Annotated in this window: 20 protein-coding genes and 1 tRNA gene; 11 read left to right on the top strand and 10 right to left on the bottom strand. The window is 46.0% G+C overall.

What is annotated here, in order from left to right:
* The first annotated feature begins 16 nt into the window (after positions 1 to 16).
* Positions 17 to 2,746: a PD-(D/E)XK nuclease family protein gene (locus tag D2V93_RS03230; RefSeq protein ID WP_119618367.1), complete on the top strand. Its 2,730-nt coding sequence runs from the start codon at positions 17 to 19 to the stop codon at positions 2,744 to 2,746.
* Here the strand turns inward: D2V93_RS03230 and D2V93_RS03225 are convergent, their stop codons facing one another.
* Positions 2,747 to 3,457: an SDR family oxidoreductase gene (locus D2V93_RS03225; protein ID WP_119618388.1), complete on the bottom strand. Its 711-nt coding sequence runs from the start codon at positions 3,455 to 3,457 to the stop codon at positions 2,747 to 2,749.
* A 205-nt stretch (positions 3,458 to 3,662) separates the two neighbouring features.
* Here D2V93_RS03225 and D2V93_RS03220 point away from each other — a divergent pair, with 205 nt between their 5' ends.
* Both D2V93_RS03220 and D2V93_RS03215 read left to right on the top strand, forming a co-directional pair.
* Positions 3,663 to 4,595: a TolB family protein gene (locus D2V93_RS03220; protein ID WP_119618366.1), complete on the top strand. Its 933-nt coding sequence runs from the start codon at positions 3,663 to 3,665 to the stop codon at positions 4,593 to 4,595.
* Complete coding sequence (locus D2V93_RS03215) at positions 4,592 to 5,107, top strand: molybdopterin-binding protein (RefSeq protein WP_119618365.1); 516 nt, start codon at positions 4,592 to 4,594, stop codon at positions 5,105 to 5,107. The genes D2V93_RS03220 and D2V93_RS03215 overlap by 4 nt, the downstream gene beginning before the upstream one ends.
* Positions 5,108 to 5,903: 796 nt before the next feature.
* On the opposite strand, the gene D2V93_RS03205 is transcribed toward D2V93_RS03215, so the two are convergent.
* Positions 5,904 to 5,980 (bottom strand) — tRNA-Ala (locus tag D2V93_RS03205).
* 56 nt (positions 5,981 to 6,036) lie between these two features.
* Positions 6,037 to 6,834, bottom strand: a complete 798-nt coding sequence (locus D2V93_RS03200; RefSeq protein WP_119618364.1) for a universal stress protein — start codon at positions 6,832 to 6,834, stop codon at positions 6,037 to 6,039.
* Between the two features lie 53 nt (positions 6,835 to 6,887).
* Here D2V93_RS03200 and D2V93_RS03195 point away from each other — a divergent pair, with 53 nt between their 5' ends.
* The 4 genes from D2V93_RS03195 to D2V93_RS03180 all read left to right on the top strand — a co-directional run bounded on the left by D2V93_RS03195 (position 6,888) and on the right by D2V93_RS03180 (position 10,446).
* Positions 6,888 to 7,388, top strand: coding sequence for a GNAT family N-acetyltransferase (locus tag D2V93_RS03195; RefSeq protein WP_119618363.1), 501 nt, complete (start codon positions 6,888 to 6,890; stop codon positions 7,386 to 7,388).
* 12 nt (positions 7,389 to 7,400) lie between these two features.
* The gene (locus D2V93_RS03190) at positions 7,401 to 8,735 is read left to right on the top strand and encodes an MATE family efflux transporter (RefSeq protein WP_119618362.1); all 1,335 of its coding nucleotides are present in this window, start codon (positions 7,401 to 7,403) and stop codon (positions 8,733 to 8,735) included.
* A gap of 74 nt (positions 8,736 to 8,809) precedes the next feature.
* A complete protein-coding gene (locus D2V93_RS03185; RefSeq protein ID WP_119618361.1) occupies positions 8,810 to 9,577 on the top strand; it encodes an enoyl-CoA hydratase/isomerase family protein in 768 nt (255 codons plus the stop codon).
* Between the two features lie 101 nt (positions 9,578 to 9,678).
* A complete protein-coding gene (locus tag D2V93_RS03180; protein ID WP_119618360.1) occupies positions 9,679 to 10,446 on the top strand; it encodes a UDP-2,3-diacylglucosamine diphosphatase in 768 nt (255 codons plus the stop codon).
* Here D2V93_RS03180 and D2V93_RS03175 read toward each other — a convergent pair.
* The 4 genes from D2V93_RS03175 to D2V93_RS03160 form a co-directional block, all read right to left on the bottom strand.
* Positions 10,443 to 11,699 carry an MFS transporter gene (locus D2V93_RS03175; protein ID WP_119618359.1) on the bottom strand — a complete coding sequence of 419 codons (1,257 nt, stop codon included), beginning with the start codon at positions 11,697 to 11,699 and terminating at the stop codon, positions 10,443 to 10,445. The genes D2V93_RS03180 and D2V93_RS03175 overlap by 4 nt on opposite strands.
* A gap of 6 nt (positions 11,700 to 11,705) precedes the next feature.
* Complete coding sequence (gene recJ / locus D2V93_RS03170) at positions 11,706 to 13,394, bottom strand: single-stranded-DNA-specific exonuclease RecJ (RefSeq protein WP_119618358.1); 1,689 nt, start codon at positions 13,392 to 13,394, stop codon at positions 11,706 to 11,708.
* Between the two features lie 11 nt (positions 13,395 to 13,405).
* The gene (locus tag D2V93_RS03165) at positions 13,406 to 14,086 is read right to left on the bottom strand and encodes a lysoplasmalogenase (protein ID WP_072876326.1); all 681 of its coding nucleotides are present in this window, start codon (positions 14,084 to 14,086) and stop codon (positions 13,406 to 13,408) included.
* Between the two features lie 67 nt (positions 14,087 to 14,153).
* Entirely contained in the window at positions 14,154 to 14,576 is a 423-nt protein-coding gene (locus D2V93_RS03160; protein WP_072876328.1) for an OsmC family protein, read from the bottom strand.
* 57 nt (positions 14,577 to 14,633) lie between these two features.
* On the opposite strand from D2V93_RS03160, the gene D2V93_RS03155 reads away from it, so the two are divergent.
* Entirely contained in the window at positions 14,634 to 15,236 is a 603-nt protein-coding gene (locus tag D2V93_RS03155; RefSeq protein ID WP_119618357.1) for a carboxymuconolactone decarboxylase family protein, read from the top strand.
* A 9-nt stretch (positions 15,237 to 15,245) separates the two neighbouring features.
* Here D2V93_RS03155 and D2V93_RS03150 read toward each other — a convergent pair whose 3' ends face one another.
* From D2V93_RS03150 to D2V93_RS03140, 3 genes are read right to left on the bottom strand one after another with little or no spacing between them, the layout of a single operon-like run.
* Positions 15,246 to 15,821 (bottom strand): uracil-DNA glycosylase family protein, encoded by a 576-nt coding sequence (locus tag D2V93_RS03150; protein WP_119618356.1) that lies wholly within the window; start codon positions 15,819 to 15,821, stop codon positions 15,246 to 15,248.
* A gap of 38 nt (positions 15,822 to 15,859) precedes the next feature.
* Positions 15,860 to 16,531 (bottom strand): 16S rRNA (cytidine(1402)-2'-O)-methyltransferase, encoded by a 672-nt coding sequence (gene rsmI, locus D2V93_RS03145; protein WP_119618355.1) that lies wholly within the window; start codon positions 16,529 to 16,531, stop codon positions 15,860 to 15,862.
* A 49-nt stretch (positions 16,532 to 16,580) separates the two neighbouring features.
* On the bottom strand, positions 16,581 to 17,270 hold the full coding sequence (locus D2V93_RS03140; RefSeq protein ID WP_119618354.1) for a hypothetical protein: 690 nt from the start codon (positions 17,268 to 17,270) through the stop codon (positions 16,581 to 16,583).
* A gap of 157 nt (positions 17,271 to 17,427) precedes the next feature.
* Here D2V93_RS03140 and D2V93_RS03135 point away from each other — a divergent pair, with 157 nt between their 5' ends.
* The 3 genes from D2V93_RS03135 to mscL all read left to right on the top strand — a co-directional run bounded on the left by D2V93_RS03135 (position 17,428) and on the right by mscL (position 19,663).
* Positions 17,428 to 18,081, top strand: coding sequence for a thymidine kinase (locus D2V93_RS03135; RefSeq protein WP_072876337.1), 654 nt, complete (start codon positions 17,428 to 17,430; stop codon positions 18,079 to 18,081).
* Positions 18,065 to 19,177, top strand: a complete 1,113-nt coding sequence (alr, locus tag D2V93_RS03130) for an alanine racemase (RefSeq protein ID WP_119618353.1) — start codon at positions 18,065 to 18,067, stop codon at positions 19,175 to 19,177. The genes D2V93_RS03135 and alr overlap by 17 nt, the downstream gene beginning before the upstream one ends.
* 75 nt (positions 19,178 to 19,252) lie before the next feature.
* Positions 19,253 to 19,663: a large-conductance mechanosensitive channel protein MscL gene (mscL, locus tag D2V93_RS03125; protein ID WP_119618352.1), complete on the top strand. Its 411-nt coding sequence runs from the start codon at positions 19,253 to 19,255 to the stop codon at positions 19,661 to 19,663.
* The last annotated feature ends 69 nt before the right edge of the window (positions 19,664 to 19,732 follow it).

Here is a 19,732-nt window from a genome sequence, read left to right as displayed (position 1 = left end):
TTTTTTATTTTTATATATGCACACAACATTCCTTGAACATGTCCTGGACGATCTGGAAAAAAAGCAACTGGACATTGCTTCATGCATCTTCGTGCTACCCAGCAAACGTTCGGGGACCTTCTTGAAAAAACACATTTCAAAAAGACTGTCCAAGAGTGTGTTCAGCCCACAGACCCTATCCATACAGGAATTCATAGAAGCCCTCACCGGACTTTCACAATCGAGCAATGTGGATCTGTTGTTCAACCTATATGCCGTTTATAAAGATGCCGATATCCATCAACATGAGGATTTTTCATCCTTTATCAAATGGGGACAGACGCTTCTCCATGATTTCAATGAGATCGATGGTTATCTGATTCCTGCCAAGGACATCCTCAACTACCTTTCCGCCATAAAGGAACTGAACCACTGGTCCCTTCAAAAGGAAAAAACGGAACTCGTTGAGAATTATCTTCAGCTTTGGGGCAAATTGGAGAGCATGTATGGGAAATTCACTTCTGCCCTTTTAAACCAAAAAACAGGCTATCAAGGTCTTATCCAAAGGATTGCCGTTCAAAGCTTGTCCGAACAGTCAAAAGCCTCAAGTGCCAATCCTGTTATTTTTGTTGGTTTCAATGCGCTCAACAATGCAGAGTCCCAAATCATTCAGCATTATCTGGAACAGGGGAATGCGTACATCTATTGGGACATCGACGCCTATTTCCTAAACGACCCCATCCATGATGCCGGGCTCTTTATCCGAAACTATCAGCGTGAATGGCCCTATCTCAAAAACCAGGACCAAATAACGACACAGGATAGTTTTCTGTCGCCCAAAAAAATAGCCATTACCGGGGTTCCCAAAAATATCTCACAGACCAAATATGTGGGCCAATTGCTACAAGAACTGGCGGCAAAAGACAAGAACGGTCTAAAGAACACGGCCCTTGTACTGGCAGACGAAACCTTGCTGGACCCCATGCTCAAAGCTGTTCCAGCATCCATTGGCGAGGTGAACATCACCATGGGCTATCCGCTGAACAAAACCGTACTGCATTCATTCTTCCTAACCTATCTGGAACTCTGCCTGAATGTTTCTGAAAGAGGATGGTTCTATAAAAACGTGCTGGAATTCATATCCAATCCATATGTATCGGTACTTTCGGCTTCCGAAGAAACAGATTTTGCCAAAACGTTGGCCAAGGACATCAAGGAAGGTAATTGGCTGTATGTGGCCCCGGATATGCTTTCCGCTTATGATGGCTCAAAAGAGCTCTTGGCACTACTCTTTCCCAAGAAATCCATTTCGCCCAAAGAATGGGTAGATCATTGCCTATTGCTTATCCAGCACTTGAAAGCTATCTTTCAATCCCAAGAAAATGCTCTTGAGCTGGAATATCTCTACCGCTTCCATACCCTTTTCAACCAATTGGGGCAATACTTGGAAAAAGTGGACTTTATGGCAGAACTGAAGTCCATCAAAAATCTCTTCAAACAGCTGTCATCCGTAGAAATCTTGGATTTTATCGGCGAACCACTTACTGGGCTTCAGCTGATGGGGATGTTGGAAAGTAGGAACCTCGATTTTGAAACTGTCATCATCACCTCCGTCAATGAGGGCATCCTTCCATCGGGTAAATCCAACAATTCTTTCATCCCTTTTGATGTAAAACGGGATTATGGTCTGCCCACCTATAAGGAAAAGGACGCCATTTACACCTATCACTTTTATCGACTCATACAACGCGCAAAGAATGTGCACATCATCTATAATACGGAGCCAGATGTATTGGAAGGAGGGGAAAAGAGCAGGCTCATCACCCAATTGCTGACGGATGCGAACATACGGCCCTATGTGGAACATGCCATTGCGTCCCCTGAAATCAAAATAGAAGCCAGGCCACTTTTGCACATCGACAAGGATACCGTGTTGATGGAAGACCTAAAGACCTTTGCAGCAAAGGGATTTTCTCCCACCTCCTTGACCAATTACATCAAGAATCCAATAGATTTCTATAAAAGGAACATACTGAAAATCAATGACCTGGAAGAAGTTGAGGAAAACATTGCGGCAAATACCTTTGGTACTATCGTGCATGACAGTTTGGAACAATTGTACACCCCTCTGATCAATTCCATCCTGACTACAGAAAATATGTCGGCCCTTAAGGCCCAGATTGCTGAAACCGTGTCCCAAAACTTTCAAAAAAGCCTTGCGGGTGTGGACATTTCCAAAGGAAAGTTCCTTTTGGTGTACAATGTCATCATAAAATATCTGCAGAATTTCATCGACATGGAACTGCAAAACTTGAAAGGGCACACAATCAAAATATTGGCCTTGGAGGAAAAGTATGAGGTGCCCCTCAACATTCCTGGGCTGGACTTTCCCATAGTGCTGAAAGGCACTTTGGACCGTGTGGATGAAATCGATGGGACCATTAGGATCATTGACTACAAAACAGGCAAGGTAGAACCCAAGAACGTCAAAATTACGGACTGGGAAGAACTTATCACCGAATATGACAAGAGCAAGGCCTTTCAACTGCTTTGTTACGCCCATATGTACCGCAAAAAGCATGGGGCAACCTCACTGTTGGCAGGCATCTATTCCTTTAAGAATCTAGGACAGGGGCTATTCTCCTTTGTTGAGGACAAAAACCCGCTCATTGAAGAAAACACGCTTGTTTCCTTTGAGGCCAAGCTCCATCAGTTGATATACGACATTCTAGATCCCAAGATCCCGTTCACCGAGAAGAGGGACTGATCATTTGAGGTCCGGGCGCGTAGGCCTCACTTCAATTTTGCTGGGCAATGTTCGAGGGTGCATCAACAGCAGATCCACCACAAGTTTTCCAATGTCTTCCGGCTGAATTTTCCAGGCATCTTTTTCCGATGGCTCATGGTCGTTGAAATGACTGGCCACGGAACCGGGCATTATGGTCGTTACCTTGATATTGTATTGTCTGAGGTCCAACATGGCCGCCTGGGTGAAGCCGACCACGCCAAACTTGGTGGCATTATAGCCCGATGCAGTGGCAAAAAAATTGGTGCCGGCCAAACTGGCCAAGGTCATATAGTACCCTTCCGATTTTTTTAGCGCCTCAACAGAAGCCTTCAGGGTGTGGAAAACCCCATTGAGATTGGTGTCGATCATTTGGTGCCAATCTTGTTCCGTCATTTCATCAATCGGCGCAAAGTGGCCTACCCCAGCATTGGCCATCACCACGTCCAATTGTCCCCAAGCAGCAAGAATGGCCTCGACCGCCTTTTTCTCATCCTCCAATCGGGACACGTCCGACACAAGTCCAAGCACTCGGTCCCTATCACCAAGCTTCTTGATGGCTGCGTCAACACTTTGTTTGCTCCTTCCGCTAATGGCCACTTTCATGCCCTGTGCCAGAAGACTTTCTGCGATTCCGTATCCTATTCCTTTAGTGCCTCCCGTGATGTAGGCCACTTTATCTTTCAATTCCATGATCATTGTTTTTATATACCAAAGTTGGGAAATGAAATGGCTCAAAGCAAAAAAACCATCCTAAAGGATGGTTAATTTTAGGGTAGGCACACAGTGCATCGGTATACTGTCGAAAAGTGCTACATTTATAAAGCTCCTAGGGATTGATAAAAATTGAAGAGCCGTATTGATTATCAGTATTTACTGGAAAAACAAATCTAAAATTATGATCAAAAGAATCGGAATATGGGTACTGTTCGTCTTGATGGCCAACAGGATATCGGCACAGGGCGATAATGAAATCGTCCAGTTTAGTAGCACACTCAACCAATTCCTCAATGTTCGTGATTTTTGCATTTCCGAAAGCGGGGACGAGGCCTATTTTACCCTCCAGAGCCCATTCCAGGAAATTTCCCAAATTGCCCGTATCATAAAGAAGAACAATGAATGGACGACACCCGAACTATTGCCTTTTTCTGATGTCTATATGGATTTGGAGCCTTTCTTATCCATGGACGGAAAACGTCTGTATTTTGTTTCCGATAGGCCTTTGGACGATTCCGCACAAGAAAAAAAAGATTTCGATATTTGGTACGTGGAACGAAATGGCTTAGGGGAGGAATGGTCAAAACCAAAGAATCTGGGGGCTCCCATCAACTCAGATCTGAACGAATTTTATCCGACGCTCAGTGAGAACAACAACCTGTACTTCACCTTGGAATCCCCCAATGGACTAGGGAAAGATGATATTTATTTTTCTCGTTGGGAAAATGGCACCTATTCCACCCCCGCTTTGTTGGATGAAAACATCAACAGCCCTGGTTATGAGTTCAATGCGTTTATCTCTAGAAAAGAAGATTATCTCCTGTTTTCCAAATACAATGAAGAAGGAGGCCTTGGAAGTGGAGACCTTTATATCTCCAGAAAAGATGCCAATGGCAACTGGGCAAAAGCGGAAAACATTGGGGCGCCCATCAACACCAAATACATGGAATACTGCCCATTTTATGATGAGAAAAACCAACTTTTGTATTTCACGAGCAGAAGGAACAATATGGCACCCAGAGCTTTTGGTTCGATTTCAGAATTCCAGGAATACATCTACGGGAGCAACAATGGCCTGAGCAAGATCTATAGAACCAAATTTGTAATGGAATGAAAATGAAAAACCTGTCCCTACTACTTTTATTTGTCGTTTCCATGTCCGTTTGGGGACAAAAAAGTGAAACGACCACCGAATTCGTCGTTAGCGGGCTGGTAAAAAAAGAACTGAAGTTCACCATGACCGACATTGAAAAGCATCCTTCAAAACCCATTGGGGACGTAGTGATCACCAACCACATGGGAGAGCCCCGAGGGACAGCCAAACAATTGAAGGGAATATTGGTAAAGGAATTGTTGGACGATATGGAACTGCAAGAAGAAAGCCCAAAGCGGTTCAGCGAATTCTATCTGACCTTTGTTGCCATCGACAATTACAAAGTGGTCTACTCTTGGAATGAAATATTCAATTCCCCGACGGGTGACCAGTTGTTCGTGATTACCTCAAGGGACGGGAAAGACATCAAGGATATGCCGGAGAGTATATTGATCCTGACCCCAACCGACTTCAAAACGGGACGAAGGCATATCAAAGGCTTGAGCAAGATCCTAGTGGAAAGGATAAAGTAAGAGAAAAGCTCTTCTTTGTGCGTAGACCTATCACCCTAATAAAAATGCTATATTTAATTTATTGAGAATTGGGTGCGGGAGTTTATCGTTGTCAAATTGGTGTAAATAGATGCTTAAACGGTGTACTGTATTTTTGGTGATTTTATTCATTTGTTCATGTATTGCTCCTAAAAATGGAAAAATGAACAACTACAACTCTAAGGTAAAGTTCAAGTTAAAACAGGAAATCCTTTTTCCAGATTTTTCCATTCAGTATATGGGAAAAGAAACTGTTCAAGGCCCAAACCAAGCAAAGTGGAAAATGACTATTTATCATTTTCAAGTCCTAAATGATGACATCAACAAAAAAATATCATGGAGTTCCGGATCAGGTGATATAGGTCCCCTTCTTTTTGAGTTCAACAACAAAAATTTTGCTTTGGAGCTAAAATATTCTGAGATTCTGGAATCAGACAACAATCTAAAAGAAAATGAATTGGTAATTACCAGGTATGACTGAACTTACGGAAGAAACAGTTCAGCTTTACACTCTAAATGCCTTTGTAAAAGGACTACCCCGTAGTGCTTATGGGAAGAAATTGTGAATACACAGTAAACAACAAATTCCATAAAAAGTACCTTCGTTCGAGAGGTCTGTCGTCTTGGAGGAGAATGCCGTCTCTTTAACATCGGTGGCCTTTCCGAAAGCCTTCGGAACGCCCTAGCCAATTAACAGTACAAAAATTCGAACAATCCTATTCCCCATTTGACAAAAACCCATAAAAAAAGCACCCCGTTTGAGGTGCTTTTTTTGTTTTGGTGGAGAATACCGGATTCGAACCGGTGGCCTCTTGCATGCCATGCAAGCGCTCTAGCCAACTGAGCTAATCCCCCAAAGCGTGCGCAAAGGAAACACTTTTTCCAAAAGTATCAAAATTTATGGGACTTCCTTAGTCTTTTTTAACGCTCAGGACCAGTACGGGAATCGGCACATAAAACTCGGATTTCCGGATGGTGTTCTTTTCCCATAGCTTTTTGAAGAATCCTCTTTTTCTTCGGAACACGCACAGCACATCGGGATGCTCTTTCTGGAAGTGCTCCATGACACCCAAATAGGTCGTGGCATTCTCGGTAATGGTCAGTTGTTTGCTCAAATCCATAAGGGCTGTGTTCACCTTCAGATCGGCTTCGGAATAGCCCGGTCTTTTGACCAATAGCAGGCTTACCTCCGACTTGAACTTGTTCTTTATGGTGATCAAGGGGTTCAAAATGCTTCTTCGCTTCAAAATTCCCGATCCAAAAGCGGTCAATATTTTATTGATGGGTTGGAACTGTGTCCCTTTGGGGACGATCAATGCAGGAACATCGGTCTGCTTGATGATCCTTCCGGAAGTGTTGCCCAAATAAAGTTCTTCTTGGATGTCATTGCTCTTAGGGGAAATGATGATCAAATCGATGCCAAGCTCCTTGTTGATGCTGTTCACGCCATCCACAATGTCCCCGTTATAGGTGGCTATCTTGATGTCGATTCCTTTGGTGTCCACTTTATCTATCACCTCCTTCAAGTGCTCCTTGCTGCTCTTCGCTACCTTCTCCTCCACATTGGCCAAGCTTCCTACCGCAGAAGTGACCGAAAAAACATCCATCACAAAAATCTTGGCGCCAAAATGTGAGGCAAAGTCTATGGCATATTGCAAAGTTTGTGATGAATCAGGAGAAGTTCCAATAGGTACAAGGATGTTGTTCATGGTTTGGTGATTATGATTAAATCTTAAATTTACAATTAAATTGAAATCAATCAATGATACGACCCGCAAAGATATCTGAAATCCCCAATATCTTGTCCATTACCCGGGCATGTGCCATAAAAATGGAGCAAAATGGCATATATCAATGGAACGAACATTACCCTTCCGAGGCCGCTTTCATAAATGATGTGGAACGGGGAGAACTTTATGTTATTCTGGATAATGGTTCTATTTTGGGCACCATTGTAGTTTCCACGTTCATGGACGACGAATACCGCCCCATCCAATGGCTCACCCCAAATGGCAACAGCACTTACATCCACCGGCTTTCCGTACACCCCGACCATCAGGGTAAAGGCTTGGCGCAACAATTGATGGACTTTGCCGAAGCATATTCCAAAGACCAACATTTTGTTTCTGTTCGCTTGGACACCTTTTCGCAAAACCATCGCAACCAAAGATTTTATGAGAAAAGGGGCTATCAAAGACTTGGGGACATTTTCTTCCCCAAACAAAGCCCCCATCCTTTTTATTGTTACGAATTGGTGCTGTAACTTGCAGCCGATTTGAGTACTCAGGTAAACTTCAAGAGCATCAACCGCCTCGCCATCCCAGCGACCATATCGGGCATCGCGGAACCCCTGCTCTCCATCACGGATACCGCCATTGTGGGCAACATCCCAACGGATAGCTTGGAATCCTTGGCTGCCGCTGGCATCGTGGGTTCTTTTTTATCCATGTTGATTTGGGTATTGGGGCAGACCCGAAGCTCCATATCGGCCATTATCTCGCAATATTTGGGCGCCGGAAAACTGGAAGAAGTGAAAAACCTGCCCGCCCAGGCCATTTTCTTCAATATTTTGCTCAGTATCGTGGTACTGTTGTCCACTGTTTTTGTGGTCGAGGAAATCTTTACACTATTCAACGCCTCTGGGAAAATCCTAGACTATTGCATCTCGTACTACTCCATCCGGGTCTGGGGCTTTCCGCTCACCCTGTTCACCTTTGCGGTTTTCGGTATTTTCAGGGGCCTGCAGAATACCTTCTACCCTATGGTCATCGCCATGCTTGGGGCAGGGCTCAATGTTTTGTTCGACTTTGTCCTTGTTTATGGGATTGACGGATGGATTCCCGCCATGTATCTGGAAGGCGCCGCATGGGCCAGTTTGATTTCCCAGGCCATCATGGCCGTATTGGCCTTCATCCTATTGCTGAAAAAGACGGAAATCAGTATGAGGTTGATCTTTCCGCTCAACAAAGAGCTAAAACGGGTGGTTTTTATGAGCCTCAATCTTTTTGTACGGGCCATTTCCCTCAATGTTGCCCTCATCTTGGCCGTTCGCGAAGCCACTTCGTTGGGTGATCGTTTCATAGGGGCACACACCATCGCCATCAACCTATGGTTGTTCGCGGCTTTCTTTATAGATGGATTTGCCGCCGCGGGCAACAGTATGGGTGGAAAACTATTGGGTGCAGGCGATTATGAAGGACTTTGGAAACTGGCCAAAAAAATAGTGCTCTACGGAATGGTGGTCAGCCTGGTCTTGATGATGGGTGGTTTTCTGTTCTACCGCCCTATCGGATATCTGTTTTCCAATGACACCTTGGTACTGGATACGTTTTACGGCATATTCTATATTGTGATTTTGGGTCTGCCGATGAATACGTTGGCCTTTGTGTTCGATGGTCTTTTCAAAGGGTTGGGCGAAATGAAATATTTACGGAACGTGCTGCTCACCGCAACCTTTTTGGGATTTGTGCCCTGCCTCTATCTTGGTAAGTTTATGGGATGGGGCTTTTATGCCATCTGGGTGGCCTTTGTGGTCTGGATGCTGATCCGTGGATTTGCCCTGCTCTGGAAATTTGATCGAAAATTCAGGCCCTTGGTCCAAAACCCTTAATTTAGCAGTATCAGAAGTCGGACATCAGATTTCAGATAATTGTAAATTGCTTATTGTTCATTGTAAATTGAAACATGTCCACAGATAGAGTCAACGGAAGTTTATACACCAAAATAGAAAACGGGATTGCCACCGTGGAGTTTTGCCATCCTGCCAGCAATTCCTTTGTTTCTGAATTGTTGGACCGTTTGGCCAAGGAATTTGCAAAATTGGCCGCAAACGATGAGGTATCCATAGTTGTCCTAAAATCAGAAGGCGATCGTGCCTTTTGTGCCGGTGCTTCCTTTGATGAATTGGTGGCTATTTCCAATTTGGAAGAAGGCAAACAGTTTTTTAGCGGGTTTGCCAACGTGATCAACGCCATGCGCAATTGCCCCAAGCCCATCATCGGTCGGGTACAGGGCAAAACCGTTGGTGGAGGCGTTGGTCTGGCCGCTGCCTGCGATTATGTCCACGCCACCGTGGAGGCCGCCATCAAACTGTCCGAGATTTCCATTGGGATAGGTCCTTTTGTGATCGCACCGGCCGTGGAGCGCAAGATGGGCAAGGCCGCACTGGCCGAGCTCTCCCTCTATCCCACGGAGTGGAAAAATGCCTATTGGGCCAAGGAAAAAGGGCTGTATGCCAAGGTGTATGACTCCATTTCGGAAATGGACAAGGAATTGGACATCCACCTTCAAAAATTGGCCACCTATAACCCTGAGGCCCTATCACAAATGAAAAAAGTACTTTGGGAAGGTACGGAGCATTGGGGCAAACTTCTTTTGGAGCGAGCCGAAGCTTCCGGAAAATTGGCCCTGTCCCCAAACACCAAACAGGCACTGGAAAAGTTCAAAAAATAAATGTCGAAAAGATGAGAAGTATATTCCCCATTTTGGCCTTGGTCGTAGCCGTAATCTACGTGGTCAACAAAATGCGAAACAACAGGAAGTTCAAACGATAGATGAAGGATATTACCCTGCCCGAGGGCAAAAAAGTCTATTTCGCAAGTGATAACCACCTTGGGGCACCCACCCGAAAGGACAGTCTGCCACGGGAAAAAAAGTTCGTGGCCTGGTTGGATTCCATCAAACACGATGCACATGCCATTTTCTTGATGGGCGATCTGTTCGACTTTTGGTTCGAATACAGGACCGTTGTGCCCAAAGGTTTTACACGCACCTTAGGCAAATTGGCCGAACTGTCGGATATGGGTATCCAAATCACCTACTTTGTGGGCAACCATGATCTTTGGATGAACGGTTATTTTGAGGAAGAACTCAACATTCCTGTTTATCATAAACCACAACAGTTTTTGATCAACAACACCTCTTTCTTTATTGGGCATGGAGATGGACTTGGACCCCACGACAAAGGTTTCAAGCGGATGAAAAAGGTGTTCACCAATCCTGTGGCCCAATGGTTTTTTAAATGGCTACATCCTGATTGGGGCGTTCGTCTGGGACAGCACCTGTCCGTGAACAACAGGATCATTTCAGGGGAGGCCGACGCCAAATTCTTGGGAGAGGATAAGGAATGGCTCATCCTATATGCCAAGCGGAAGTTGGAACAACAGCATTACGATCATTTTATCTTCGGACACCGACATCTTCCGTTGGAGATCCAACTCAATGAAACATCCACGTATACCAACCTTGGGGATTGGATTTCCTATTTTACCTATGCCGTTTTTAATGGAAAAAATTTGAGTTTGGAGAAACTGGAGGGTTAATCCTTTTCATGCTCATCAATATCCTTCTGAAGGTCCAGCCTTCTAAACGTAGGTGAAGCAATGGCCGTTGCGCTTACGGTGAGCAAGGTCATACAACCCCCGAACACCACTGCCGTCACGGTTCCCATCAATTTCGCGGCTAGTCCACTTTCAAAAGCGCCCAACTCATTGGAAGAACCCACGAACATGGAATTTACCGAAGCCACCCTGCCACGCATATTGTCCGGTGTTTTTAATTGCAGGATGGTCTGACGGATGATCATGGAAACCCCATCCACCGCTCCACTAAGGAACAGGGCCGCTACCGAAAGCCAAAACAGTTCAGAAATTCCAAACACGATGATACAGATACCGAAGGCAAACACGGCCAGTAACAACTTTTTACCTGCATTCTTGTGCAACGGAAAACGGGTCGACCCCAACATGGTTATGGATGCGCCCACTGACGGTGCCGCCCGGAGAATACCGAACCCTTCGGAACCCACGTGCAAAATATCCTGGGCATAAACGGGTAAAAGCGCAACGGCGCCACCGAAAAGGACTGCAATCATATCCAAAGTAAGTGCCCCAAAAATAGCTTTGCTTCCAAATACGAATCGGAGTCCATCCCTTAAACTTTGAAATACCGGTTCACCAATTTTGGGGTTCAAAATGGGCTTTTTGGGTATCTGGAGTAAAAAGACCAAAGCCATCAATGAGAACCCAAAAATGACGCACATGCTCCAGTGTACTCCTATCCAACTAATGGAAAACCCTGCCAAGGCAGGACCCAAAACCGCGGCCAATTGCCAAGTGGAGCTGCTCCAGGTGGCCGCATTGGGATAAATTTTCTTGGGTACGATCAATGCAATCAGCGAGAAAATCGTCGGACCTAAAAACGAACGGACAAACCCTCCCAAAAATACCAGGGCATAAATAGAATACAGGAGGGTTTTGGAAGGCCAAGAATCTTCAAGTCCGGGCCAACTCAACAAAAACAGACCCAAGCTGATCACCGAAAACCCTGCGATACAGGTGACCAAAAGGTTCCGCTTTTCTTTTTGGTCCACGATATGTCCAGCAAAAAGAGCCATCCCCACAGCGGGGATCACCTCCATCAAGCCGATGATTCCCAAGGACAGGGGGTCTTTGGTCAACGAATAGACCTGCCACTCGATCACAATGAACTGCATGGACCATGCGAATACCATGGCAAAACGAACCAATAAAAAAATGTTGAACTCCCTATATCGGAGTGCTGCGTAGGGATCCATAAATGTCTAGCGAATATCTCTTAGTTTCAGTTGTAGGCTCACCGTTCCGTTCCATTCATTTTCATCCAACGAAAATACGGCATCGAAAGGTTTTATCCGTTTGACCACATCCAATTTATTTCCCAAATTAAAGCCAATGGCTCCAATGGGGTTTGTCCCATTTTGATATAGAGCCGCCTTTAAATGTTTTTCCCCCTCTCCTACTCCCCTGGCATATCCTGAATCCTTTAGTCCCTCGGCCCTAAAAACTGGGGTCATGTTCCCGGGTCCGAATGGTGCAAACTGTTTGAGTATGCGCATCAATTTTGGGGTGATCTCTTCCAAAGCTATCTGGGCATCGATACTTATTTCGGGTTGTAGGAGGTCTGGATCGATGGTCTCCTTGACCACTTTTTCGAATTGCTGCTTGAAGGTTTCATACTGTTCTTCCAAAAGGGTGAGTCCGGCAGCATACATGTGTCCGCCAAACTGTTCCAAACAATCCGAACAGCCTTCCAGCGCATTGTAGATGTCAAATCCTTTTACCGATCGGGCTGAGGCAGCCAGTTTGTCCCCACTCTTGGTGAAGACCAGTGTGGGTCGGTAATAGGTTTCAGTGAGCCGGGAGGCCACGATGCCTATGACGCCTTTGTGCCAGTTCTCCTTATAGACCACGGAGGTAAACCGTCCTTCTTCCTCATTTTCCCGAATCTGCACCAAAGCTTCTTCCGTGATTTCTTGATCCAGTCCCCTCCGCTCTGTGTTGAACAGTTCAATTTCAGAAGCAAACTGCTGTGCCGTGGTAAAATCCGTTTCGGAGAGCAGTGCAACGGCATGTTGCCCATGCTTCATCCTGCCCGCCGCATTGATCCGTGGTGCTATGATAAAAACCACATCGGTGATGGTGAGTTCCTGCTTCTTGGTCTGGTCAATGAGGGCCTTGATCCCAATCCTTGGTGAGGAATTGATCACCTGCAAGCCATAATGGGCAAGCACCCTGTTCTCTCCGGTGATCGGGACAATGTCCGCTGCAATGGCCGTCGCCACCAAATCCAAATAAGGAACCAGGTCTTCGATGGTCCTGCCCTGTTTTGAGGCCAAGGCTTGGATCAATTTAAACCCTACGCCACAACCGCAAAGCTCCTTGTACGGATAACCACAATCTTCTTGTTTGGGATCCAGAATGGCCACTGCTTCAGGCAAAATATCCCCTGGCCTGTGATGGTCACAAACGATGATGTCTATTCCCTTCTCCTTCGCATAGGCTACCTTGTCCACTGCCTTTATGCCACAGTCCAAGGCGATGATCAAGGAAATATCGTTGTCCTCTGCATAATCGATTCCCTGAAAGGAGATACCATAACCTTCGGCATAACGATCGGGAATATACGTGGCCACATTGGGGTAAAACTCCATTAAAAATGAAGACATTAAGGCGACAGAAGTAGTGCCATCCACATCATAATCGCCATAGACCAAAATGTTTTCCTCATTGGCCATGGCTCTTTCGATACGTTCCACGGCCTTGCCCATATCCTTCATCAAAAAGGGATCGTGCAGATGGTCCAGTTCTGGCCGGAAGAATGCCTTGGCTTCGTCGTAATTGGAAATCCCCCTTTGCAATAGCAACTGGGCAATCAACTTTTCAACATTGAGTTCCTCGGAGAGCCTGTCGATATCCTCCTGGGCAGATCTTGGTTTTAGGGTCCAGCGCATGTTTTACTTGGTTAGCTAATGACGGATTGGGGCATTTCTTGATTTTCAAATCTTTTGATTACCGAAAAAATGATGCAAATATGGGCAAGATAGTAGGTTGGCGTAATCAAGACATCAAATGTGTGGTAATCCATAAATTCCTTGAAAGAAATAATAGTGTCCGAAAACAAAATCATGATGATTCCAAAAACATAGCTCCATTTGGCCATACCGTTCATTTTCATTCCAACAGATGTACCTAGTGAAAAACAGGAAATCAAAAGGTAGATCAAAGAGGCCATCATCAAAACCATATCGGTAAAGGTGGGATACAACAGCACAAAAAAGAAAGCCAAATATCCTACCAACACCATTGCTGTAAGCGCCCATTGGATTTTTCCGTTCAGCAGCGCATAGGCTAAATACCCTATATGGGCCATGAAAAAGAGGGCAATCCCCTTGACGAACAACATTCCATCTCCATTCATGTTAGAAAGGAACCAATCCCCGATAATGGAAAACAGAAAAGCGGCCACTAGCATCCAAACATCCTTGGACATTTTAGCCTTTTGTAACTGGAGCATCGTTAAAATGATGATGCCCATTCCTGCCGTCCCTGATTTAAAGACAAAGTTGGACGTTGCCACTCCCAATACAGCAAACAAAACGGAAATCAGCAATAACCCATAAACCCAATTTTTTCTAAGCCACATTTTACAAATCAATTAAATGTTGATGAATAAAAAAGGAACAAGGGGTTATTGTCCTTAAAATAAATACCTACTTGTTATGGTACAGTATTCTAACCTCCAATTTGGCAAATTTTCGGAACATTTCCATCACTCCACAGTATTTTTCCACCGAAAGGTCCACTGCCTTTTTTAGCTTGTCCTCATTGAGGTTGGAGCCTGAAAAGTGGTATTCAATGGTAACGGCATCATAATATTTGGGATGCTCTTCCGTAAGATTGGCTATAGTATCAATCTTGAAGTCGTCCACCTCGAGTTTCATTTTTTTGATGAGCGAGGCCACGTCCAGTCCGGAACAACCGGCCAAAGCGGAAAGCATCAATGCCTTGGGCCGCAATCCGGCTCCTGAACCGCCGTCTTCCGGTCCTGCATCGATCCGCACGGTATGTCCGGAGGGATTGTTGCTTTCAAAAGCCATTTCGCCCAACCATTTGGTAGTGATATGATTTGTCATGAACTCAATTTTTCGTTTCTTGTATAATTCAAAAATACAATTTATATAGCTCTTATCATGGCCCTCGTACCACCTCTTGATCCCAATCACGACCTTGAAACTAAAAAGCTTGCGGAATTCTTCAATGAAACCCTTGGGTTTTGTCCCAATTCCGTATTGACCATGCAGCACAGACCCGCCATTTCCAAGGCGTTCATCAACCTAAATAAAGCGGTCATGGCCAATGAAGGTAAGGTGACATCTGCCCTAAAGCGGATGATTGCATGGGTGAGCAGTAATGCTACGGGATGCCGCTATTGCCAGGCCCATGCCATTAGGGCCGCGGAACGCTATGGTGCTGAACTGGACCAACTGGACCATATTTGGGAGTACCGAACACATCCGGCCTTTTCGGAAGCGGAACGTGCCGCCCTCGATTTTTCTCTGGCAGCCTCACAGGTGCCCAATGCCGTGGATGCTCAAATCAAGGAACGGCTCTATCGCTATTGGAACCAAGGGGAAATCGTCGAGATGTTGGGTGTAATCTCCCTGTTCGGTTACCTCAACCGATGGAACGACTCCATGGGCACTTCCATTGAAGAAGGGGCCGTGGACAGTGCCGAACTGTATTTAGGGAAACATGGTTGGGAAAAAGGCAAGCATGATGGGTCAGAATATTAAGTATCGCACCTAAGGGGTAAGACTGCTTAAAACTCTTTTTCTTAATTCAGGCAACACCTCCTCTTCAAACCAAGGATTCTTGCTCAACCAAAACCGGTTTCTGGGGGACGGATGGGGCAATACAAAATAATGGGGCAAAAGTTCCCTGTAATTCTTCACCGTTTCGGTTAGGTTGTTTTTCATGCCATCTCCCAAGTAATGTTTTTGGGCATACTGCCCGATCAGAATGGTCAGTTTGAGGTTGGGCATTTGGTCCATGAGCGGGGCATGCCATTGTGGGGCGCACTCGGGCCTTGGGGGCAGATCGCCCGATTTACCCTTTCCTGGATAGCAGAATCCCATCGGCACCAGTGCAAACAAACGGTCGTCATAAAATTGTCCGTCCGAAACGCCCAGCCAGTTTCTGAGCTGTCTTCCACTGGGGTCGTCCCAAGGAATTCCCGTTTGGTGTACCTTGGTGCCCGGGGCTTGTCCAATAATGGCAATTTTGGATTCCGGATGGGCCGCTACGATGGGCCTTGGTCCCAAAGGCAAATGTTCCTTGCAATGTGTACAGCTTCGGATTTGGGAAAGCAATTGTTCCATGGTTTTTTGGTCGAAAAATAAAGAGGCAACTAACAGGATTATTTCTTCCCGCCCACGATGACCACAAATTCTCCTTTGGGGGCTTTTTGGTTGAAATGCTCCAAAACTTCGGAAAGAGTACCGCGAACGGTTTCCTCGTACAATTTGGTGAGTTCACGCGATACCGAAGCCGGCCTGTCCCCCCCAAAATACTCCACAAACTGCACCAATGTTTTCAAAAGCTTATGGGGAGATTCATAAAAGACCATGGTCCGGGTTTCTTCGGCCAGTTCTTGCAGTTTGGTCTGGCGACCCTTTTTTATGGGGAGAAATCCTTCGAACACAAAACGGTCATTGGGCAGGCCACTGTTCACCAAAGCAGGTACAAAAGCGGTGGCCCCGGGAAGGCATTCCACCTCGATGCCGCTTTCCACGCAGGCGCGCGTGAGCAAAAAACCAGGGTCTGAGATCGCCGGGGTGCCCGCATCCGAAATGAGGGCATAAACGGCCCCTCCTTTTAGCTTCTGCACAAGTGCATCGACTTGTTTGTGCTCATTGTGCATGTGGTGGCTCTGCAAGGGGGTCGCAATATCAAAATGTTTTAGGAGTTTGCCACTGGTGCGAGTGTCCTCGGCCAAAACCACATCGACCTCTTTCAGTACTTTTATGGCGCGGAGCGTGATGTCCTCAAGATTTCCTATTGGTGTCGGTACCAGATATAACTTTCCCATAAACCAAAGTTACGGTCTTCCTGTCAAAATGAAATTGGAAAAATGGGATTTACGCGAACCTTCTTTCAATCAAGGTGATGAGACGGGTCTCATACTCCTCCTTGCCCTCCCAATTGTTGTATTCTGGCTTTACCATGTTGTTGATGAAAGCTATGGAGCGTTCCTCGGTGTCAATGGTATTGAGCTGCGACAAAACCCGGGTATAATCTTCCATGCTGTTGTTGAAAAGATGCTTTACAAAAGCCAGTTTGTCGTTCAGTCCTATCTGAAAGTCCTTGCCCAACTTATCGTTCAACGATTTTGGGAGGTTGGCCTGTCCCTGCTTGATGTCTTCTTTCAATGGAGCGAGGTTTTCCTTGTCGTTCTTCATGAGATCGGGCTTTGCCACAAATTCAGCAAATATTTGGTCCAAGGCCATTTCCGTTGGCATTTCGGACACAATGTCCTTGATGGTGTCCATTCCAGGGGTCATGATATCTTCCTCATGCGGGTTGCTCTCCGGTACCGATGTATTACCGCTCAACACGGCATTTGCCACTTTTTCGAACCGTGATGCGACTACGTTCTTCGACACATCCACCTGGACATCGTTCAATTTTTCCTCTATGAACTTCAGCACGGCCAATTTCTCATAGATGATCCTGGCCTTGTTGTACAGCTCCACAAGCTCCACATCTTCCTTCGCCGTTATGATCTCTGTAGACAGTTTTATCAGTTCCTCTCTTAATTTCTTCATCATAGCTATACTCTTTACTATAAAAATAAGGCCATTTTGTAAATTCTATTGCTTACAAAAGGTTAAATTTCGACCCAAGGTCGGGGGCACATTTTTTTAGTAGCTTTGTGCCTCGTCCCAATATAACGGAAAAACACAAAGTTTCGTTCAAAAATACGGTATGTTTCTCGAAAATACGGTCAACCCTAAAGAACAGTTTGGATGGATAGAGGTCATCTGCGGCTCCATGTTTTCGGGAAAGACAGAAGAGCTCATCCGTAGGCTAAAACGGGCGCAGTTTGCCAAACAGAAGGTGGAGATCTTCAAACCGATAGTGGACACCCGTTACCATGAGGAAATGGTGGTCTCCCACGATGCCAACGAAATACGTTCCACGCCTGTTCCCGCCGCTGCGAACATCCGCCTTTTGGCAGATGACTGTGATGTAGTGGGCATTGATGAAGCCCAATTCTTTGATGATGAGATTGTTACAGTATGCAATGATCTCGCTAACCGAGGTGTGCGTGTGGTAGTGGCCGGACTGGACATGGATTTCAAGGGCAACCCCTTTGGTCCCATGCCTGCCTTGATGGCCACCGCGGAATATGTCACCAAAGTACACGCCGTCTGCACCCGAACCGGGAACCTTGCCAATTACAGTTTTCGGAAATCCAGCAACGACAAGCTCGTGCTCTTGGGCGAAACCGAGGAATACGAACCGTTGAGCAGGGCCGCTTTCTACAAGGCCATGCTGCGGGAAAAAATCAACCAGATGGACGTAGAGTCCGAGGAAGTGGATGCCAAAAAGAAAAATGCCAATGGACAAGGTAGGTGAGACCACTCTGGTGCTGGATCTATCCGCCATGGAGCACAATTACCGCTATTTACGATCCAAAATAGCCCCCAACACCAAGTTTTTGGGCGTTGTAAAGGCATTTGCCTACGGAAGTGATATGGTCGCCATTGCCAAAAAACTGGAGACACTTGGGGTCGATTACCTGGCCGTGGCCTATGTCAGCGAGGGGGCCCTCCTCCGCAATGCAGGAATAAAAACCCCCATTCTCGTCCTTCATCCCTTGGCTTCCAATTTTGAGGAAATGATCGATTGTTGCTTGGAGCCCAGCCTATATTCCCAGAACATCCTGACCCAGTTTCTTGATGCGGCCCGAGCCAAAAAACAAGTGGCCTACCCGGTCCACATCAAATTCAACACAGGGCTCAACCGTCTTGGGTTTAGGGAGCACGACATTGGGTTCATCGCCGAGCAGTTCAAGGCACACGATGAGGCAAAAGTCATCTCGGTCTTTTCCCACTTGGCTGCCTCGGAAGACCCCAATGAACGCATGTTCAGTTTGGGCCAGATCGATACTTTTAAAAAATGCAGTTCCGCATTGGCCCAAAAACTGGGACATGCTCCCATGAGGCACATGCTGAACACGTCCGGCATCATTAATTATGCCAGTGAGGCCCAGTTTGAAATGGTCCGGAGCGGTATCGGACTTTATGGATATGGAAACGATGCCCTGATTGACCCAAATCTAAGGCCTGTGGCCACACTAAAGACCATCATCTCCCAAATCCATGAGATAGGCGATGGGGAAACCGTTGGATATAATAGGACCTTCACATCCGGCAGTACAACAAAGACGGCAACATTGCCCATTGGCCATGCCGATGGCATAGGCAGGCAATACGGTAGGGGAAAGGCCTCTGTCCTCATCAATGGAAAAGAAGCCCCCCTCATTGGCAATGTCTGTATGGATATGATCATGGTAGATGTGACCGGAGTGGATTGCAAGGAAGGGGACGAGGTCCTTGTTTTTGGACCCCAACGATCGGCCGAAAACTTTGCCTCAGGTGCGGGCACCATTTCCTACGAAATCCTGACCGCCATATCGCAGCGGGTAAAAAGGGTCGTTATAGACCGCTGATTTTTCTCCTTTTTGATGGAACACAGCCCTTTTTTACTTAATTTGTTTCCGATTAACCAATACTACACTATAAAAATGGGATTTATAAAAGAATTTAAGGATTTTGCAATGAAGGGAAACCTGGTGGATATCGCCGTAGGTTTCGTTATGGGTGCTGCTTTCAACAAAGTGGTCTCCTCATTTACCGGGGGAATCGTTTCCCCTTTGGTGGGACTTTTGTTCCAATCGGATTTCAACGATCTTAAATATACCATCAAGGAAGGTACCGTGAACGATGCAGGGGAAACAGTCGGGGAAATCACAGTGATGTACGGAGAATTCCTCACCAATGTCATCGACTTTTTGATCGTTGCCTTTGTGATGTTCATGATTGTAAAAGGAGTGAACCGTATGAAGAAAAAAGAGGAACCTGCCCCAGAAGCTCCAAAAGGTCCGACCCAGGAGGAGTTATTGGCAGAGATCCGCGACCTGTTGAAGAAACAATAATCGTTGGTGCCAACATTAGGCACTGCCGCTACACCACAATAATCCTAAAAACCATCAATCTGTTTTCGC

Source organism: Flagellimonas taeanensis (assembly GCF_003584105.1).
GTDB lineage: Bacteria > Bacteroidota > Bacteroidia > Flavobacteriales > Flavobacteriaceae > Flagellimonas > Flagellimonas taeanensis.
This window is presented reverse-complemented; position numbering and strand designations above follow the sequence as displayed.

Excerpts from the sequence above, each read along its gene's own strand:
- D2V93_RS03230 (WP_119618367.1), top strand. The coding sequence starts at position 17 with ATGCACACAACATTCCTTGAACATGTCCTGGACGATCTGGAAAAAAAG.
- D2V93_RS03225 (WP_119618388.1), bottom strand. The coding sequence starts at position 3,457 with ATGGAATTGAAAGATAAAGTGGCCTACATCACGGGAGGCACTAAAGGA.
- D2V93_RS03220 (WP_119618366.1), top strand. The coding sequence starts at position 3,663 with ATGATCAAAAGAATCGGAATATGGGTACTGTTCGTCTTGATGGCCAAC.
- D2V93_RS03215 (WP_119618365.1), top strand. The coding sequence starts at position 4,592 with ATGAAAATGAAAAACCTGTCCCTACTACTTTTATTTGTCGTTTCCATG.
- D2V93_RS03200 (WP_119618364.1), bottom strand. The coding sequence starts at position 6,834 with ATGAACAACATCCTTGTACCTATTGGAACTTCTCCTGATTCATCACAA.
- D2V93_RS03195 (WP_119618363.1), top strand. The coding sequence starts at position 6,888 with ATGATACGACCCGCAAAGATATCTGAAATCCCCAATATCTTGTCCATT.
- D2V93_RS03185 (WP_119618361.1), top strand. The coding sequence starts at position 8,810 with ATGTCCACAGATAGAGTCAACGGAAGTTTATACACCAAAATAGAAAAC.
- D2V93_RS03180 (WP_119618360.1), top strand. The coding sequence starts at position 9,679 with ATGAAGGATATTACCCTGCCCGAGGGCAAAAAAGTCTATTTCGCAAGT.
- D2V93_RS03175 (WP_119618359.1), bottom strand. The coding sequence starts at position 11,699 with ATGGATCCCTACGCAGCACTCCGATATAGGGAGTTCAACATTTTTTTA.
- recJ (WP_119618358.1), bottom strand. The coding sequence starts at position 13,394 with ATGCGCTGGACCCTAAAACCAAGATCTGCCCAGGAGGATATCGACAGG.
- D2V93_RS03165 (WP_072876326.1), bottom strand. The coding sequence starts at position 14,086 with ATGTGGCTTAGAAAAAATTGGGTTTATGGGTTATTGCTGATTTCCGTT.
- D2V93_RS03160 (WP_072876328.1), bottom strand. The coding sequence starts at position 14,576 with ATGACAAATCATATCACTACCAAATGGTTGGGCGAAATGGCTTTTGAA.
- D2V93_RS03155 (WP_119618357.1), top strand. The coding sequence starts at position 14,634 with ATGGCCCTCGTACCACCTCTTGATCCCAATCACGACCTTGAAACTAAA.
- D2V93_RS03150 (WP_119618356.1), bottom strand. The coding sequence starts at position 15,821 with ATGGAACAATTGCTTTCCCAAATCCGAAGCTGTACACATTGCAAGGAA.
- rsmI (WP_119618355.1), bottom strand. The coding sequence starts at position 16,531 with ATGGGAAAGTTATATCTGGTACCGACACCAATAGGAAATCTTGAGGAC.
- D2V93_RS03140 (WP_119618354.1), bottom strand. The coding sequence starts at position 17,270 with ATGATGAAGAAATTAAGAGAGGAACTGATAAAACTGTCTACAGAGATC.
- D2V93_RS03135 (WP_072876337.1), top strand. The coding sequence starts at position 17,428 with ATGTTTCTCGAAAATACGGTCAACCCTAAAGAACAGTTTGGATGGATA.
- alr (WP_119618353.1), top strand. The coding sequence starts at position 18,065 with ATGGACAAGGTAGGTGAGACCACTCTGGTGCTGGATCTATCCGCCATG.
- mscL (WP_119618352.1), top strand. The coding sequence starts at position 19,253 with ATGGGATTTATAAAAGAATTTAAGGATTTTGCAATGAAGGGAAACCTG.